This window comes from Streptomyces sp. NPDC002144, from assembly GCF_053593695.1.
This window is the reverse complement of the sequence record NZ_JBSFDB010000099.1, coordinates 1-15,999: the sequence shown is the minus strand read 5'-3', so window position 1 is coordinate 15,999 and position 15,999 is coordinate 1. Positions and strand designations below refer to the sequence as shown.

The window sequence follows — 15,999 nt, the reverse complement described above, 5'->3', positions numbered from 1 at the left end:
GGCCGGGATCCCGCGCCGCAGCAGTGCCTCGACGGTGAGCCTGCCCAGCTGGCCGGTGGCTCCGGTGACGACGATCGGCATGATGGTCATTCCTTCCTTCCGCGCGTGCCTTGCACGCCTGCCGCGGTCCGTCCGCCGCGGGATGGAACACAGAATGACCTGGACACTCTCTGTTGGGGAGTAGCCACTTCTTGGTAGGGTACTTACCGAAGCGAAAGCATTGAGGTGAGCCGTATGGCTGCTGTCGAGAAGGTGACCGGGCCCATGCCGTCATTCGATCCGTACGAGCGCGGCTGCCCGTCGCGGGACCTGCTCGACCAGATCGGCAGCAAGTGGGCGGTCCTCGTACTGGGCGAACTCGGCCGGAACGGGACCTCCCGGTTCGGTCATCTCCGGCAGGCGCTGGCGGGCGTGAGCGAGAAGATGCTCACCCAGACGCTGCGCACCCTCGAACGCGACGGGCTGGTCAGCCGGACCGTCTACCCAGAGGTGCCGCCGCACGTGGAGTATGAGCTGACCGCGCTCGGCCAAACGCTACGGGAACCGCTGAAGGCGCTCACGGAGTGGTCCGTGCTGCACATCGAAGAAGTCATCACCGCCCGCGAAGAGTACGACGACCGCACTGAGCACACCAGGTAATCAGCGGCGGCCAGCGGTCTGGTCATAGACGGCCGCCTCGCCGAGACCGGCCCGACAATCAGACCCACCTAAGCCACCCGGCGACATCACGAGTTCCACCTCAGTAACCACGATTACTCATGCGATGGCCAGACCGGCTCGCCTCCCCCCGGCCCGGTCCTGAACGCCGTGGTGCGCTTCACGACCCGCTCCATCGACGCCGACGTCGTCCATCTCCGTGCGGAGGGTCACGGGAAGGACCCCCAACGCCTGGGGAGGTCGAAGTGGCACGTGTGGTTCCAGGCTGACTCGGGCTCCAGGGACGAAACTCGATTGCCCTTCCTCCCTGGCGTCAGGGGATACTTATCCATGAGCAGATTCGCCGAGGTCATCGTGTTGGCCAGTGGCGCCGAAGAGATCATGGAACCGCTGACCCAGCCGGACGACAGTCGTGAGTGGGCTGGCCAATTCAGCGACATCGGACATGGCATGTTCGGTGGCTGGGCCATCGAGTTTGTGCGACGGAGTCGGTGGACCGGGCTGCTGAAACACCTCGAGTCGCTGCCATGGCCATCGCCGCACTCCGTACAGGTACTCATCCACGACGAGGAAGATGACTGCTTTGGCCTGTGGATGATGCACGATGGCCGACTCATGGAAGTGTCGCTGCCGCATACCCGCCGATACTTCTGGCCCGACCACTACACAGGCGAGGTCGATCCGGACTCCCCAGGGATTCTGATCCGTACGGACAGGCCCGGTGGCCCTCCCGAAGATGACTGACTGCCGGTTTCTCGAGGTCCCGAGCTCACATCGGCGGCGCCCGGCCGGGGTGCGGTGAGTCGAGTCTGTCAATGGAGTGGCGCTGTTCAACGACGGCCCGGGCTCGACGTCTGGCATGCCGAGCTGGCTCACAGCAACAAGGCCGAACCCCTGCGGGCCCGCCATGACGGTCACCGAACCCTCGATTGCCCCGTCCTCTGACACTCCTTCTGCGCCGGCCGCTGTACCGGGAGCCTCCCATTTGGACGAAGGCGCTCGAGTGGATTCGAACTGAGCCAGCTGCACCGGCTCGCCTGGACGCCCCCTGACGACCAGCATCGCGGCTGTCACGTCGGTCATGGCTCCAGGCCGCGGCCGGCCGGTCGACGACCACTTCCGCGCCGGCCATGCCCTGTCACGTCAGCCCCGTCACGCGGCTGGAGGCGGCCCCGTATCGAGGAAGGGTCGGTGGAGGCCCGTACATTTGGGAGTCCTGACGCACACAGTCTCCCGCGACAGGCGGCGCGGGAGACTGCCGCACGTGCGCCCCCGCCGCCGAGGGCGGCACTGAACCCGTCACCGTTGCTGTCTTCCGCCCACGAAACGATCTTTGGTCGGTGTGGCGGCGGTCGCTCCGGCGGACGTCGGTGATCTTGTACAGGCGGACGATGCCGAGCATGACGGCTGCACGATGGACGTGGAGGAGGCGGCCAAGCGCACCGCCCTGCGCGAGTCCCCTCCGTTGTTGGCGGACGACCCCCGTCGGCAGTGGCAGGAGCTGATCGAGGCCCGGCAGCACTTGTACAAACAGGTCGCTACAGCGGTCGTGGCCACGGATGGCCGTACGCCGGAAGAAGTCGTTCAAGTCCTCCTGGACACGCTCCCCTGAGATGGGAGGTCCTCGCTCGCTGGGGGCGGTTGGGGAGGTACGGCGACGACCAATCGGCTTCAAAACAACTATGAGGCGATACCGGTGGGTTCTCACTGACGGTAACCGGAATCAGCACCTCCCGATGGAGGGTCGCCGGCGTCACGAGGGGCTGGCGTATCGAGGGTCGAACGTGCAGTTCGGACAGTTGCGACGAATGCCAGGGAGCTGCAGCTCAGCCATGTGACGAGCATGATGGCCGGCCCCATCGCCGCGCATCGGCCACCGCAGGACGAGGGCACCTCTGAAGGGCAGGTGATGCCGAGCGGACACCCCACGACCCTTTACTACATCCTCTGATGGCGAGCACTCTCCGTATCGTCACGACTTCATCTCGCAATATCCATAAATTCGCCAACTCATCTTCCTGGTCGATTGCCTCAAGTCGTACATATCGGTCCATAGTTCATGGATGAATGTGAGCATAACGGACGCTCGGGGGTCAACTTCAGCCACTTGGACGGTACTTGACCGGTGAACAGTCGATGGTGATGGTTGAGGAGCGCCGCCCGGCATTGCAGGGGTGGTGCCTGGCAGGGGGGTGGGCAAGGGGGCTTGTTCCGCTGCGGGGTGCGTTCTTTCTCCGCCCGCACAACACGTCCCACCCGGTCGGCGACTGTTGTATTTGGTCGCCGCCGGCGCCAGGGGGGAGCTTCTCATGATTTCCTCTATGAGTGTCATCGGCACCGGATATCTGGGTGCCACCCATGCCGCCTGTATGGCAGATCTCGGTTTCGATGTACTGGGTCTGGATATAGACCCTGACAAAATCGCCGCCTTGTCGGCCGGTCGGGCACCGATATATGAACCTGAACTCGACGAGATGTTGAGAAAACATCTCGTGGGTCTACCGGAATCCACCGGCAGACTGCGTTTCACCACATCGTGGGACGAGCTGGCGGACTTCGCGGATCTGCACTTCGTGTGCGTGGGTACCCCCCAGAAGAGCAACGGCATCGCAGCGGACATGCGCCATGTCGATGCGGCAATCGACGCGCTGGCCCCGCGTCTCACCCGTCCGGCCCTCGTCGTGGGCAAGTCGACGGTACCGGTCGGCACCGCGGAACGGCTGGCGAAGCGGCTCGCCCAGCTGGCCCCCGTGGGGGATCGGGCGGAACTCGCCTGGAATCCGGAATTCCTCCGCGAGGGCTTCGCCGTACGCGACACACTGCATCCCGACCGGCTGGTCGTCGGAGTGCGCACCGCACGGGCCGAAGCGCTGCTCCGCGAGGCGTACGCCGCGCTGATCGACCAGGGCGTGCCGTTCCTCGTGACCGACTTTCCCACCGCGGAGCTGGCCAAGACCGCGGCCAATGCCTTTCTCGCGACGAAGATCTCGTTCATCAACGCCATGGCGGAGGTCTGCGAGAGCGCCGGCGCCGATGTCGTCGAGCTGGCCAGGGCCCTGTCCTTCGACGAGCGGATCGGTGGCAGGTTCCTGGGTGCCGGGCTCGGGTTCGGCGGTGGCTGCCTGCCCAAGGACATCCGTGCCTTCATGGCGCGTGCCGGAGAGCTGGGTGCCGACCAGGCGCTGACCTTCCTGCGTGAAGTGGACGCGATCAACATGCGGCGTCGCTCCCGGATGGTGGAGCTCGCCCGGGAGCAGTGCGGCGGCAGCTTCCTCGGGCGGCGCGTGGCGGTTCTAGGCGCCGCCTTCAAGCCCGACTCGGACGACGTCCGTGATTCGCCCGCGCTCAACGTCGCGGCGCAGATCCAGTTGCATGGCGCCCAGGTGTCGGTGTTCGACCCCAAGGCGATGGACAACGCCCGAAAAGCATTTCCCGCTCTCGACTACGCGCGTTCGGCCATGGATGCCGCTGACAGCGCACATGTCGTCCTGCATCTCACGGAATGGCGTGAGTTCCGGGATCTTGATCCGGCCGTACTGGCCTCTGTCGTCGCTGAAAAAAGCATCCTGGACGGCCGCAACACTTTGGAACCGGCGCGGTGGACAGCGGCCGGCTGGACCTACCGTGCACTCGGCCGGCTGCGCTGACAGACACAGCCTGTAAAAGAAGATGAAATAAATGTGCGGGATGCTTTAGTCCTGGTCTCATCGCGACTTACTCCGTGGCGGGTGCAGAGGGTGCCCATCACGCACTGCAATCCGTTGGGGGGTGGCGATATGAAGCTGTCTATTTTGATGGCTGCGTTTAATGAAGAGCGCACCATCGCAGAGGTGACTCGTGAGGTTCTCGCTGTCGATTATCCGTGTGACATCGAGTTGATCATTGTTGATGACGGCAGTAGCGACAGTACGCCGAACCTGCTGGGCCAGCTCGAAGACCCGCGCGTCACGGTGCACCGGCACCCTGTGAACCGCGGCAAGGGAGCTGCCCTGCTGACGGCCACCGGGTTGGCCACGGGAACGCACATCCTGCCGTTCGACGCAGACCAGGAGTACTCGCCGGCAGACATCCCCCGGCTCCTTGGGCCGGTGCTGCAGAAGCGGTGCGAAGTGGTCTACGGCGCCAGGCTCTTCGGGTTCAACACCGTCTACCAGTCCTACCGCTATGCGATGGGCAACAGGATGACGACGCTGGCAGCCAACCTGCTGTTCGACGCCAACCTCTCGGACATGCACACCTGCCTGAAGCTGATACCGATCGACTTGTTCCGCTCGTTCGACCTGCGCTCGGGCGGGTTCGGGCTGGATACGGAGATGACGGCCCAGATCCTCCGGCGCGGCATCCGCCCGTTCGAGGTCCCGATCACCTACCACAGCCGGACGCACGCCGAGGGGAAGAAGATCACCTGGCAGGACGGCATCGACTGCCTGGTCATCCTGAGCAAGGTTCGCTTCTCACGGCAGTTCCGAAGATCAGCCTACCGTCGGCCGCTGGCGCGTATGCCCCTGCCCACATCGCCGTTGGAGGACAACGGGCTGCGCGATTCGGTCTCCGCAGAGCCCGTCTGATGCAGGTCGGCACTGTGGAGGGGGGTGCCCTCGTGGCATCCGAGACGATGCACCGGCCGGCCGGGCCACGGCGGCGCCGGGACACAACGCAGCTGACGGTTTCCCGTATCACGACGCTCAGTGGGCTGGAGCAACTGAGGCCGCAGTGGTGGCAGTTGTACGAGCAATGCGCTGAGCGCAACCCGTTCCTCTCCCCGGACTGGGTGACGACCTGGGCTCGGCACTTCGTCGACGAGTCACGACTGGACGTGCTGGCGGTGTTCCGGCGTACGCAACTCATCGGTGTCGTACCGGCCTACATCCGGCGCCTCGCTCCGGGAGTGCGGACGCTGCACCTCGTCGGTAACGGACGCCACGCGGGCCTGACCGAACTGCCGGGAGTGCTGGCGCCGGCGCCGGAGGGCCGTTCGGTGCTGCGGGCAGCCGTGCGGCACTGGTGCCACCAGTACCGCTCGTGGGACTGGTGTGATGTTCCGCTGTCGGCCCAACAGGGTTGGTTCGAGCCCGAGTGGCTGGCGCCCGAGCTGTCCGGCAGGGCGTTGATCATCCACAAGACGACCCGCGCATCGGTCGTCCTGCCTTTGCCACGGGACGAGCAGTCGCTGCGCCACGCGCTGAAGCGGAATGTCCGCGAGAGCACCCGGCGAGCCGGCAACCGCCTGGATCGCACCGGGCAGCGGTGGTGCGTCGTCGCGCACACCACGGAGGACGAAGTGCGCCAGGCGTTGCCGGTTCTGGCCCGGCTGCACGCTGCCCGTGCCGGGCTCACGGGCCGGCGTCGGCACCCCGATGTCATGGCAGTCCCGCAGCGGGCGGCCTTCCTCTCGGACGTGCTGCCCCTGATGGCCCGCACCAGGCAGGCGGAAATCCTCACCCTCGATGTCGAAGGGGTTCCGGTGGCCGCACAAGTCGTTCTGCGGGCGCCTCGGGCCAGCTACCTGACCCTCAGTGGTGTGGACCCGCGTTGGTGGCAACCAAGCCCCGTGACGCTGCTGCACCTGACCGCGGCGAAGAGGGCCATCGCGGCCGGACATGAGGAGCTGAATCTGTCCTGCGGACCCGACGTGGCAAAACTGCGGTGGAGCGAGCAGGTGGAGCAGCATCCCGAGTTCGTCCTCTGCGGGCCGCGTCTTCGCTCACGTGTCGCCTACACCGGTTACGCCGTAGCCGCGCAAGTGGCCGCGGTCCGGCGTGAGACAGCGCGGCACCAGGTGCTGAAGCCGCCTCACGCGGCAGGGCCGGACCAGAGGCCCGAGACGCCCGCAAGCTCCGCCCACCTGAGCGAGACACCCGCAAGCACCGACCCCCATAGGAGCAGTCATGGTTGAGCCGCAGCCGCCCCTGGCGGGCCGGCGGGTATGCGTTGTCGGATCCGGGTGGCGCTTCACCGGCGGGCTGAGCCATTACACGTGTCGCCTCGCCGGCGCACTGGCCGACCACGCCGAGGTCACGGCAATCCTGATGCGGCGGCTGCTGCCGCGCTTCCTCTACCCCGGGCGAGCCCGGGTGGGCCAGAAAATCGCAGGGATCGACTATGACGAGCGCGTGGAGGTGTACGACGGAGTCGACTGGTACTGGCTGCCCTCCCTCTTCGGCGCCGTGCGTCTTCTGCGCCGCAGCCGGCCGGAGGTCGTCGCCTTTCAGTGGTGGACCGGGACGGTGGCGCACACCTACCTGTTGCTCGCTGTGGTGGCCCGGTCGGTCGGCGCCACGGTCGTGATGGAGTTCCATGAGGTCCAGGACACCGGAGAGATCCGCGTCCCGTTCGTCGCCGCGTACACGCGTCGGCTGCTGAAGGCACTGGTGCGGCGCTCGGACGCGTTCGTGGTGCATTCCGAGCACGACCGTGAACTGCTCACCGGGATCTTCGACCCGTCGGCACGCCCCGTGACCGTCGTTCCACACGGCCCCTTCGACCACTACACAGTGGAGCGCACACCGTCTGCCGACGGCACCTTCCGCCTGCTGTTCTTCGGCCTGATCCGCCCGTACAAGGGGCTGGAGTACCTCATTGACGCCATCGAGCGGCTCAGCGACGAGGAGGCCGCGGGATTCCGGCTGACAGTGGTGGGCGAGACCTGGGAAGGGCACACGGAACCGATCAGCAGGATCGACGCGTCGCCCCGCCGGGACCTCATCACACTGGTCAACCGGTACGTCACCGACGCCGAGGCCAAGGACCACTTCGCCCACGCGGACGCACTCGTACTGCCCTATCTGCGTTCCTCGGCCAGCGGACCACTGCACATCGCGATGAGCAACGGCCTTCCCGTCGTGCTCAGCGCGGTGGGCGGTCTGGTGGAGGCCGCAGAAGACTATCCGGGAGCCGTCTTCGTGCCGCCTGCCGAGCCCGAGGCGCTTGCCGAAGCGCTGGTGAAGGCGCGGACCATGGCCGGAGAGCACTTCCCCGATCCGCACTCCTGGGACCGCAATGCCCGGGCCGTGATCGCCCATCTCGACGGCAACGCGCGGGCAGGCGCGAGATGAAGATCGCTATCGTCACACCGGGTTACCCACCCGCTCCCGGAGGCGTCGAGAACGTCGTCGGACACACCGCCAGAGCACTGGCCCGAGCAGGGGTCTCGGTCGAGGTACTGGCCCAGGAGCGCCGCCGGGACCTGCCCGCAGTCTCCACCGAGGACGGCGTGCTGGTCCGGCGGTTCACCAGCAACCAGGCCAGCACCTACCGCATCGCCCCGCTGCTGTACGGCCATCTGGCGCGCGCCCACAGCCGGTACGACCTGGTGCACGGGCACAGTTACCACGCGCTGACGGGGGTGGCGGCGGCGCTGTCGCTGGCAACCCCGCGCCATTCCACGCCGTACGTGTTCACGCCGCATTACCACGGCACCGGTCACACGCGGGCGCGGGTCCTCCTGCACCACCTCTACGGGCCGGTGGGCAAGCGTGCTCTGGAGGCCTCCCGAGCGGTGCTGTGCGTAAGCCGACCAGAGGCAGAACTCCTCGGTGCCGATTTCCCCACTGTCGCAAGAAAGATCACCGTGATTCCCAACGCAGTGGATCAGGCGGCCATCCGCGCAGCCTCTCCTTTTGAAGACGAGCCGCCGACCGTGATCAGTGTCGGACGTCTGGAACCGTACAAGCGCGTCGACCTGCTCATCGAAGCGTTCGGCCGGTCAGGGCTCCCGGCATCCGGCCGAGCCCCGCAGCTCGTCGTGATCGGCACCGGAGCGGACCGGTCGCGGCTGGAGACGGTGGCGGCCCGGGCAGGACTGGCCGACCGCGTCCGCTTCCTGGGCCGCGTGGACGACGAGACGCTGCACCGGTGGCTGCGGACCGCGCACGTGCTGTGCAGCCTCTCGGACCACGAGGCCTACGGGCTCGCCCCCGCCGAGGCGCTGGTCGCGGGGGCACGCGTGGTGCTGTCGGACATTCCGGCGCACCGCGCATGGGCGACGTCGGCCGGCGTTCGGATCGTCGACACCATGGCGGGATCCGCGCAGACGGCCGCGGCTCTCACGGACGCCCTCGACGCCCCGTCGGCCGCCGGTGGTGTCACCATTCCCGGCTGGGACGAGATCGCCGCGCGTCTGATCGACGTGTACGAACGGGCCGCGTCGAACGGAACAAAGGTGCCGGCATGACGCAGACGACTGTCCCCGTCACCCCCCGTACGCTCGAGCCGACCGGCTCGCACCGCCGCGCGCCCCTCAGCAGCTCGCCGGCCGGCTGGACGGTGCTGTGGCTCGCCTGCACCGCCGGCGCGCTTCTCATCGCGATCGCCTACGCCATGTCCGCCACCAACGGCACCGATACGGCGCACTACGCCGTCTTCTGGCTCGGTGTTCTGGCGGTGTTCATACCCACCGCGGCCGTGGCCGTCAGCCGGAGCACCAGTGCCGGGACGCGGTATGCCTGGATGCTGGCCTACGCCGTCTTCACCTATCTGCCCAAACTGCTGCGCAATCCCGGACAGCCGCTCTTCCACGACGAGATCGCACACTGGCGGCAGTCCGCCGACCTCGCCGCCGACGGCCTGCTCTTCCAGCAGAACCACCTGATCGGCATCGTCGCCGACTTCCCCGGGCTGCACGTCCTGACGGCCACTGTCAGTGACAGTACGGGAATGACCGTGTGGCAGAGCGCGGTGTGCGTCATGGTCGTGGCGCATGTCCTCGCGGTCTGCGGCGCCTACGCCCTGGGCGAGGCGGTGCTGGGCTCCCCGCGGGCCGGTGCGGTGGTCGCGCTCGTCTACAGCCTCAACTCCAGCTTCCTGTACTTCGACACCGAGTTCGCTTACGAGTCCCTGGCGATGCCCTTGTTCCTCTGGTGCCTGGCGTGCCTGGCTCGTGCCCAGCGCAGTACACGGTGGAACGAGCGGGCGGCCTGGGCGGCCGGAGCCGTGCTGACCGGTCTCGGCGCGGTGCCGACCCATCACCTCACGACCGTCATCCTCGGTGTGCTGCTCCTGCTCATCACGACGGTCACCGTGGTCAGTGCCTGCCGCGGCGGGACCTCGTGGGCGGCGGCTGCGGTCACCGCCTCGGTGGCCGCCACGGTGGCGGGATCGGCGGTCGGCTGGCTCGTCGGGGCCGCACCGGCCACCTTCGCCTACCTCTCCCCGTACCTGGGCGGGGGGATGTCCCAGCTGCTGCACATGTTCTCGGACAAGAGCGGCAGCCGGACGCTGTTCCACGCCAGCACCGAACCGCTGTATGAGAAGGCCGCGGCATTCAGCGTGCCTCCGCTGGCCTTTGCGACGGCGGTCGTGGCGTTCAGGTCGTGGCGCCGGGCGCCGATCGCGGAGCGCCGGGCCCAACCGATGCGCAGGGCGCTTGTCCTGTTCGGCCTGCTCTACTTCCCCTCGCTGCCGTTCATCCTGGTGCAGTTCGGCGCCGAAGGCGCCCGCCGAACCTGGGGGTTCACCTACATAGGAGTGGCGGTACTGGTCACCCCGGTGGTCCTGGCGGCCGTCGACCGTGTCCGGCGGGCGCGCGGGCGCACCGCCGTGGCGGGAGGCCTGGCGGCCATGCTGGTGGGCTGCGACGCCCTGGTGGGTAACGTGGCGGCCGGACTGGACACGGACTACCGCTTCCCCGGACCGTTCGTCTTCGGCTCCGACACCAGGTCCGTCACCGCCGAACTCGTGGGGACGTCGGCATGGTTCCGCAGCCACATCGGCACCCGCAACCATGTCGTCTCCGACCGCTACACCGGGCTGATCCTGGTCAGGGACGCCGACGCACTGCCCGCCGCGCCGGGCAAGGGCTTCCAGACCTACGACCTGTACTTCGACTCGGCACCGCCATCGGACTACCTGGTCCACGAGCTGAGCTCATCGGACTACACCTACTTGATCATCGACAAGCGCATGGCGACCGAACTGCCCGCCATCGGCGTGTTCTTCGAGCCGGACGAGCCGTTCGCACACGGCGAGGACAATCCCATCACGCGTCAGAAACTGACTCGCTACGACAGCCTTCCGTGGACGACCAAGGTCTACGACAGCGACTCGTACTCCATCTACCGCTTCGACTTCGACGCGATCCACGACACCGTTCCCGAGGAGGCCCGGTGAGCGCAACGCCACGCACATCGCTGCCCGTCCGGCACCGAACCGGGGCGGCCATGGTCCATCTCGGCCTGCCCGCCGCTCTGGTGGCGCTCTCCGTGACCGGGCACCTGCTGGCCCCCGCCGGCCCGCTGCGCGCACTGCTCGTCGCGCCGGCGCTGCTGTGGGTACCGGGCCGCAGTCTCGTGGCGGGACTGGGAATCGGCCGGGCGGCGGGCCGATACACCGCCGCGTTGTCCGTGGTCCTGAGCTTCGTGGCGTTGATCGCCGCGGGGCTGCTGTGCCAATGGGGCACGGGGCACGTTCCCCTGGCGGAGCTGCCCCTGTGGGTGAGTGCCCTGCTGCTGCCGCTGAACCTCAGGGAGTGGCGCGATGAACACCCCGCGCCCCGCACGCTGCTGGCGACGGCACGGCCGGTCGCCGTGTTCGGCTTGGCGGGTGCGGCCTCCGCGGCGGTCCTGTCCCTGGTGGTCGCTCACCTTCCCACCACCGCACAGAAGCCGTACCTGTCCTTCTCGCTGGGGGGCTCGTACACCCGGATCAGCGGGGTACTGCCGGTCCGCGCCGGCCAGATGCTGACCATCCCGGTGAGTGTCTCGGCGTCCACGGCGAAGGCACTGCCCACGCATCTGTCGGTGAGCACCGAGGTGGACGGCAAGACGGTCGGTACACCGGTCCCGGTGGCGGCCTCCTCGGCCGACCACGCAGACGCCGCCGTCCACGTGCGCGTACCGCGCGGCTGTGAACACCGGGTCCTGCTCCGACTCACCCACGCCGGCACGGAGCTGCGCAGCGTGGACATCTATCTCCGCACGCAGGACGTGACCCACTGTGTCCGCCACTGAAGCCTCCTCGACCGAGCCGTGGCCGACATCTTCGGATCCCGCACCGGCCAGGGCCATGCGGTCGTTGGTCCGCAACAGCGGCGGCATCATGGCCACCAGCGTCGTCAACGCCCTGCTCGGCTACGGCTACTGGGTGCTGGCCGCAGGCCTGATGCCCACGATGCAGGTGGGACTCGGCTCGGCGGCCACCTCGGCGTTGGTGATCATCTCCCTGGCGGTGCACCTGGGCGCCGGCAGCGGTCTGATCGCCCGCCTGCCCGGACGCCGAACCCCTCACCAATGGCGGCTCACCGTCACCGCGACACTGCTGGCCACCACACTCGTCACCCTCATCGTCGCCTTGGCCGCCCTGTTCCCGCTGGGGGCCGTGGTGACACCGCTGCGGGCGCTCACCGGCCGCTGGGACGCCGCGGCCTGGTTCGTGCTGGGCGCCACCGCCTGGACCGGGGCGGGGGTGCTCGACTACATCTTCATCGCCGAGCGCCGCAGCGATCTCATGCTGGTCCGCAACGCCTCCACAGCCGTCGCCAAGCTCGCCGGCCTGGCGCTGCTCGCCGCCTCCCTGCGGCCCGTCGGCGCAACGGCGATCCTGGCCACCTGGGCCCTCTCAGCAAGTGTCGGCACCGTGGTGGGCTTGTTGCTCTGCCACCGCAGCCTGCACCCGCTCTCCCGCGTGCCGCTGAGATCCATGGGCCGTGAGCTGATCAGCCTGATGCGTCCGTCCATCGGACATCACGCGATCAGCGTGTGCGGGCTGCTGCCCACCTACCTGCTGCCAGTGGTGGTGACGGCCCGCCTGGGCGCCGCCGAGAACGCCTACTTCTACACCACGTGGATGATCGGCAGCGCGGTCTTCATGATCAGCCCGGCGGTGTCCTCCGCCCTGTTCGCCGAGGGAAGTCACGGCAGTGCGAGGCTGCTTCAGCTGGCACGGCGGGCATCGCTGATCACCCTGGCCGCGCTCATCCTGCCATCGGGCGTGCTGTGTCTGATCGGACGCAATGTGCTCACCCTGTTCGGCTCCGGCTACACCGTCGGCTACTCCCTGCTCGTCGCGCTCGTGCTGTCGGCCTTTCCGGACACGGTGAGCAACGCGACCGTGGCGACCCTGCGGGTACGCGGACTGCTGGGCCGGGCGGCCGCACTGAACCTGCTCATCGCGGTCGTCGCCCTGGCCGGCGCCTGGCTGGACACCCCCAGACTCGGCATCCTCGGCGCCGGACTGGCCTGGCTGGGCGCGCAAACCGTGGGGGCACTCGCCGTCCTCCTCCTACGCCGCCGTCTGCTGCCACAGACGTGACCACCGACCACCACGCACCAAGTGAGAGGCCCCCGTGCGCATCCTGCAGCTCACCGACTTCTACCGTCCCACCATCGGTGGCCTGGAACGCCACGTGGAGACGCTGTCCAGGCAAATGGTCCGACTGGGCCACGACGTGACAGTCGCCACGCTGCGGATCGGTGACCGGCCTGCGCAGGAGTGGATCGACGGCGTGCGCGTGGTCCGCCTCGACAGCTGGACCAGTCGCACAACAGCCCTGTACGCGGACGCGACTCGGCCATTCCATCCGACCACGCCCGACCCAGGTGCGCTGGCGGCGCTGCGCCGGATCATACGGGAGGCGCGCCCCGACATCGTCCACAGCCACAGTTGGCTGCAGTACTCCTACTTCCCCCTCCACTCCTCGGCAGCCGATGCGCCCGGGCACATCGTCACGTTGCACGACTACGGGCTGGGATGCGTCAAGAAGACCAACCAGCACAACTCGAGCCGCTGCAGTGGACCGACCCTCGCCAAGTGCCTGGGCTGCGCCGGACGCGACTACGGGCTGCTCAAGGGCACCGCACTGACCGTCGGACTCAGGGCCAGCCGCCCGCTGCACCGCCGAGCCGACGCCTATCTCGCTGTCAGCTCCGCTGTGGCCCAAGCCGCCCGGCCGGCACTGCCAGCAGACATCGAGGTCGAGGTCGTTCCCAGTATGGTGCCCAACGGCATGGACGAACTCGCCCTCAACACCAACCGACCGGATTTCCTCCCCAAAGACGACGGGTACCTGCTGTTCGTAGGCGCGCTTGGCCCGCACAAAGGCCTCGACACCCTGCTGGAAGCCCACCGGCTCCTGCGGCACCGGGTCCCGCTCGTTCTGATCGGCACGCCCCGCGCGGACACCCCTCCGATCCTGGGCAGCGACGTCATCGTCGCCCGTGACATCCCCTCCGCCCAGGTGATGTCGGCATGGCGGCACTCCTCGGTGGCGGTCGTGCCGTCCACCTGGGACGAACCGATGGGCCAGGTGGCAGTGGAGGCGATGCTCGCCGGACGACCAGTGGTCGCCTCCGACGTCGGCGGCCTGCGCGATGTCGTCGAGGACCAGGTCACCGGCCTGCTCGTGCCTCCCCGCGATCCTGGTGCTCTGGCCGCGGCCATCGACTCCGTGCTCGGCGATGCGGCGCGGCGTTCGCGGATGGGCGAAGCCGGCCGGCAGCGAGCACGGCGTTTCACCGTAGGAGTCGTCGCGCCTCAGGTACTCGAAGTGTTCGAACGCGTTCTGGCAGCACGCCGAGCAGCTGCTTGACGGCACGCGCCCTCTGCGCCCCTCGATACGACCGGTGGCTCCGGTACGGAAGACGGAAGTGGGCCATCGGCCGCGGGCCGACGCGAACGCCACCGCCAGCGTCAGCGAAGCAGCCGCCATCGGTGGAACACGACGCGGACCAGGTCATCGCCGCCGCGTTCGACGAGGCAGAAGCCCGTGACCGGCAGCACCGCCGGTGCTGGGTGGTCCTGGTCGACGGCGCCGAGCACCAACGGGAGTTGATCCATGCGGAAGCCGTCCGACGAGGCGTCACCGTCCATGTCCTTCTCGACATCGTCCACGTGATCGACAAGTTATGTGCGGCCTCGCGGTGTTTTTGCACCGCCACCGATCCCGCGGCCAATGACCTGGGTCGGGGCGGCCGGCCGCTACCTGGAGAACAACGCTGCCCATTACCAGTACGGCAAGGCCTCGAGGCCGGATGGCCGATCGCCGGCGGCAGCGTCGAAGGAGCAGCACGTCATCTGGTGGCCGACCTGCTCGATATCACCTGCAGCCGGTGGAGCGTTCCCGGAGCCGAAGCTGTCCTCACCCTCCGATTCTGACTGGTGTCCCGTCTCAAACGATCTGGCCTCGGCTCGGGACTGTGGCCTGCGGCGACCGGATGAGTTGAGACGTGAGGGCGCTGGAAATCTCGGTTGATCTGGTCCTGAGGGACGTGATGCTGGACGTTGGCGATGGGCGGGGAGCGATCAGCTCGCCTGGCGGTAGCGGTCGACGATTGCGGTGCGCAGCGCCGGGGCCGATGCGCCGAGTGCTGACAGTACGGAGGGCACCTGCCCGCTTTTCATGGCGATGAGGCCGAGTGCGAGGTGCTTGGGGCCGATGTCGGTCTCGTGCTGCGCCTGTGCCTCGTGGACGGCGTTGGACAGGCTCTCCTTGGCGTGCGGGGTGAAGGGGATGTGCCCGGTGGGGCGGGTACCGTCGGTCTGGTAGAGGCCGGCGGGAGCGGGGGTGGGTGCCGTAAGGACGGTGCGCCGGGCGCGGCGTTGGCTGCGCCAGTGGCGCGGGGGTACTGCGCGTCGGGGGTTGAGCCTGGAGGGGCGCGGTGGCCTGTGTACGGTCCGGCCGGCGCGGGCGAGAGCTTCTGGCCCGAAGGATTCCTCGATCCTGGCGCGTACGGCGTCGAGATCGATCCCGATCGAGGCCAGCGCATCGCGGTTGAGGGTGCCGAACAGGAGTGACCCTGCACCGAGGCCGACCTGGCGGACGATCTCCTCCTCGACGCGCTGCGGCGTGAGACCGTGCTCGCGCAGGACGGAGCTCGCGGGCTGGTCGGTCAGGACGAGGGCGAGCAGGAGGTGTTCGCTGCCGATGTGGTGGTGCCCGAGCCGGCGTGCGTGCTCCTGGGCGTGGACTACGACGGTGCGGGCGTCGGGGGTGAAGTGTTCGAACATCATCGCCTCCCGATCAGCGGGCCGTACTTGCGATGCACGGTCTGCTTGGTGACGCCGAGCCGCTGGGCAATGTCCTGCCAGGACCATCCCAGTTTCCGTGCGTTGTCGACCTGGAGGAGTTCCAGCCTTTCACTGAGTTCTCGCAGGGCGGCCACCGCGCGGAGTCCGACGTCCGGGTCGTTGCTGGCGGCGCCCTCGGCGATTTCGAGTGTGTTCTGCATGCTCGTCAGCATATGCTGACGACAGGGGTGCGTCAACATATGCTGACGATGCGCAGTGAGTTACCGGGTTTCTTGCAGAAAGCGCTGGCGTTCACGCCGGGGATGAATGGATCTCAAGGCTGCTCTGACGTGCACGTTAGAGCGGACGTTTTTGCTGCTCGATGTACTGGCGGACGATCGC

General features: G+C 67.8%; 15 protein-coding genes. 12 read left to right on the top strand and 3 right to left on the bottom strand.

The genetic code is table 11. From position 1 onward, the window contains the following. Positions 1-234 precede the first annotated feature (234 nt). From ACWCQ1_RS49985 to ACWCQ1_RS49930, 12 genes are all read left to right on the top strand, one after another. Entirely contained in the window at positions 235-639 is a 405-nt protein-coding gene (locus tag ACWCQ1_RS49985) for a winged helix-turn-helix transcriptional regulator (RefSeq protein WP_133047883.1), read from the top strand. A 348-nt stretch (positions 640-987) separates the two neighbouring features. Beyond that, positions 988-1,401 carry a hypothetical protein gene (locus ACWCQ1_RS49980; RefSeq protein ID WP_358612170.1) on the top strand — a complete coding sequence of 138 codons (414 nt, stop codon included), beginning with the start codon at positions 988-990 and terminating at the stop codon, positions 1,399-1,401. A gap of 598 nt (positions 1,402-1,999) precedes the next feature. After that, the gene (locus ACWCQ1_RS49975) at positions 2,000-2,269 is read left to right on the top strand and encodes a shikimate kinase (protein ID WP_451029860.1); all 270 of its coding nucleotides are present in this window, start codon (positions 2,000-2,002) and stop codon (positions 2,267-2,269) included. A 709-nt stretch (positions 2,270-2,978) separates the two neighbouring features. Further along, positions 2,979-4,304, top strand: a complete 1,326-nt coding sequence (locus ACWCQ1_RS49970) for a UDP-glucose dehydrogenase family protein (RefSeq protein ID WP_451029859.1) — start codon at positions 2,979-2,981, stop codon at positions 4,302-4,304. Positions 4,305-4,394: 90 nt separating this feature from the next. Then, positions 4,395-5,225 carry a glycosyltransferase family 2 protein gene (locus tag ACWCQ1_RS49965; protein WP_451029858.1) on the top strand — a complete coding sequence of 277 codons (831 nt, stop codon included), beginning with the start codon at positions 4,395-4,397 and terminating at the stop codon, positions 5,223-5,225. Between the two features lie 32 nt (positions 5,226-5,257). After that, on the top strand, positions 5,258-6,553 hold the full coding sequence (locus ACWCQ1_RS49960; protein ID WP_451029857.1) for a GNAT family N-acetyltransferase: 1,296 nt from the start codon (positions 5,258-5,260) through the stop codon (positions 6,551-6,553). Further along, positions 6,546-7,712: a glycosyltransferase gene (locus tag ACWCQ1_RS49955; protein WP_451029856.1), complete on the top strand. Its 1,167-nt coding sequence runs from the start codon at positions 6,546-6,548 to the stop codon at positions 7,710-7,712. Before ACWCQ1_RS49960 ends, ACWCQ1_RS49955 begins: the two co-directional genes overlap by 8 nt. Continuing rightward, positions 7,709-8,830 (top strand): glycosyltransferase family 4 protein, encoded by a 1,122-nt coding sequence (locus ACWCQ1_RS49950; protein WP_451029855.1) that lies wholly within the window; start codon positions 7,709-7,711, stop codon positions 8,828-8,830. Before ACWCQ1_RS49955 ends, ACWCQ1_RS49950 begins: the two co-directional genes overlap by 4 nt. Further along, on the top strand, positions 8,827-10,764 hold the full coding sequence (locus ACWCQ1_RS49945; RefSeq protein ID WP_451029854.1) for a hypothetical protein: 1,938 nt from the start codon (positions 8,827-8,829) through the stop codon (positions 10,762-10,764). Before ACWCQ1_RS49950 ends, ACWCQ1_RS49945 begins: the two co-directional genes overlap by 4 nt. Then, a complete protein-coding gene (locus ACWCQ1_RS49940; RefSeq protein WP_451029853.1) occupies positions 10,761-11,603 on the top strand; it encodes a hypothetical protein in 843 nt (280 codons plus the stop codon). The genes ACWCQ1_RS49945 and ACWCQ1_RS49940 overlap by 4 nt, the downstream gene beginning before the upstream one ends. Before the next feature lie 55 nt (positions 11,604-11,658). Beyond that, positions 11,659-12,903: a lipopolysaccharide biosynthesis protein gene (locus ACWCQ1_RS49935; RefSeq protein ID WP_451029852.1), complete on the top strand. Its 1,245-nt coding sequence runs from the start codon at positions 11,659-11,661 to the stop codon at positions 12,901-12,903. A 34-nt stretch (positions 12,904-12,937) separates the two neighbouring features. Further along, complete coding sequence (locus tag ACWCQ1_RS49930; protein WP_451029851.1) at positions 12,938-14,179, top strand: glycosyltransferase family 4 protein; 1,242 nt, start codon at positions 12,938-12,940, stop codon at positions 14,177-14,179. A gap of 101 nt (positions 14,180-14,280) precedes the next feature. Here the strand turns inward: ACWCQ1_RS49930 and ACWCQ1_RS49925 are convergent, their stop codons facing one another. The 3 genes from ACWCQ1_RS49925 to ACWCQ1_RS49915 form a co-directional block, all read right to left on the bottom strand. Next, positions 14,281-14,481 (bottom strand): hypothetical protein, encoded by a 201-nt coding sequence (locus ACWCQ1_RS49925; RefSeq protein WP_451029850.1) that lies wholly within the window; start codon positions 14,479-14,481, stop codon positions 14,281-14,283. Positions 14,482-14,892: 411 nt separating this feature from the next. Continuing rightward, positions 14,893-15,600, bottom strand: a complete 708-nt coding sequence (locus tag ACWCQ1_RS49920) for a Clp protease N-terminal domain-containing protein (RefSeq protein ID WP_451029849.1) — start codon at positions 15,598-15,600, stop codon at positions 14,893-14,895. Next, positions 15,597-15,818 carry a helix-turn-helix domain-containing protein gene (locus tag ACWCQ1_RS49915; protein ID WP_052067739.1) on the bottom strand — a complete coding sequence of 74 codons (222 nt, stop codon included), beginning with the start codon at positions 15,816-15,818 and terminating at the stop codon, positions 15,597-15,599. Before ACWCQ1_RS49915 ends, ACWCQ1_RS49920 begins: the two co-directional genes overlap by 4 nt. Positions 15,819-15,999: the final 181 nt, after the last annotated feature.

Coding starts and splice junctions, on each gene's coding strand:
- ACWCQ1_RS49980 (WP_358612170.1), top strand. CDS start 988: ATGAGCAGATTCGCCGAGGTCATCGTGTTGGCCAGTGGCGCCGAAGAG.
- ACWCQ1_RS49915 (WP_052067739.1), bottom strand. CDS start 15,818: ATGCAGAACACACTCGAAATCGCCGAGGGCGCCGCCAGCAACGACCCG.
- ACWCQ1_RS49950 (WP_451029855.1), top strand. CDS start 7,709: ATGAAGATCGCTATCGTCACACCGGGTTACCCACCCGCTCCCGGAGGC.
- ACWCQ1_RS49955 (WP_451029856.1), top strand. CDS start 6,546: ATGGTTGAGCCGCAGCCGCCCCTGGCGGGCCGGCGGGTATGCGTTGTC.
- ACWCQ1_RS49920 (WP_451029849.1), bottom strand. CDS start 15,600: ATGATGTTCGAACACTTCACCCCCGACGCCCGCACCGTCGTAGTCCAC.
- ACWCQ1_RS49970 (WP_451029859.1), top strand. CDS start 2,979: ATGAGTGTCATCGGCACCGGATATCTGGGTGCCACCCATGCCGCCTGT.
- ACWCQ1_RS49945 (WP_451029854.1), top strand. CDS start 8,827: ATGACGCAGACGACTGTCCCCGTCACCCCCCGTACGCTCGAGCCGACC.
- ACWCQ1_RS49935 (WP_451029852.1), top strand. CDS start 11,659: ATGCGGTCGTTGGTCCGCAACAGCGGCGGCATCATGGCCACCAGCGTC.
- ACWCQ1_RS49985 (WP_133047883.1), top strand. CDS start 235: ATGGCTGCTGTCGAGAAGGTGACCGGGCCCATGCCGTCATTCGATCCG.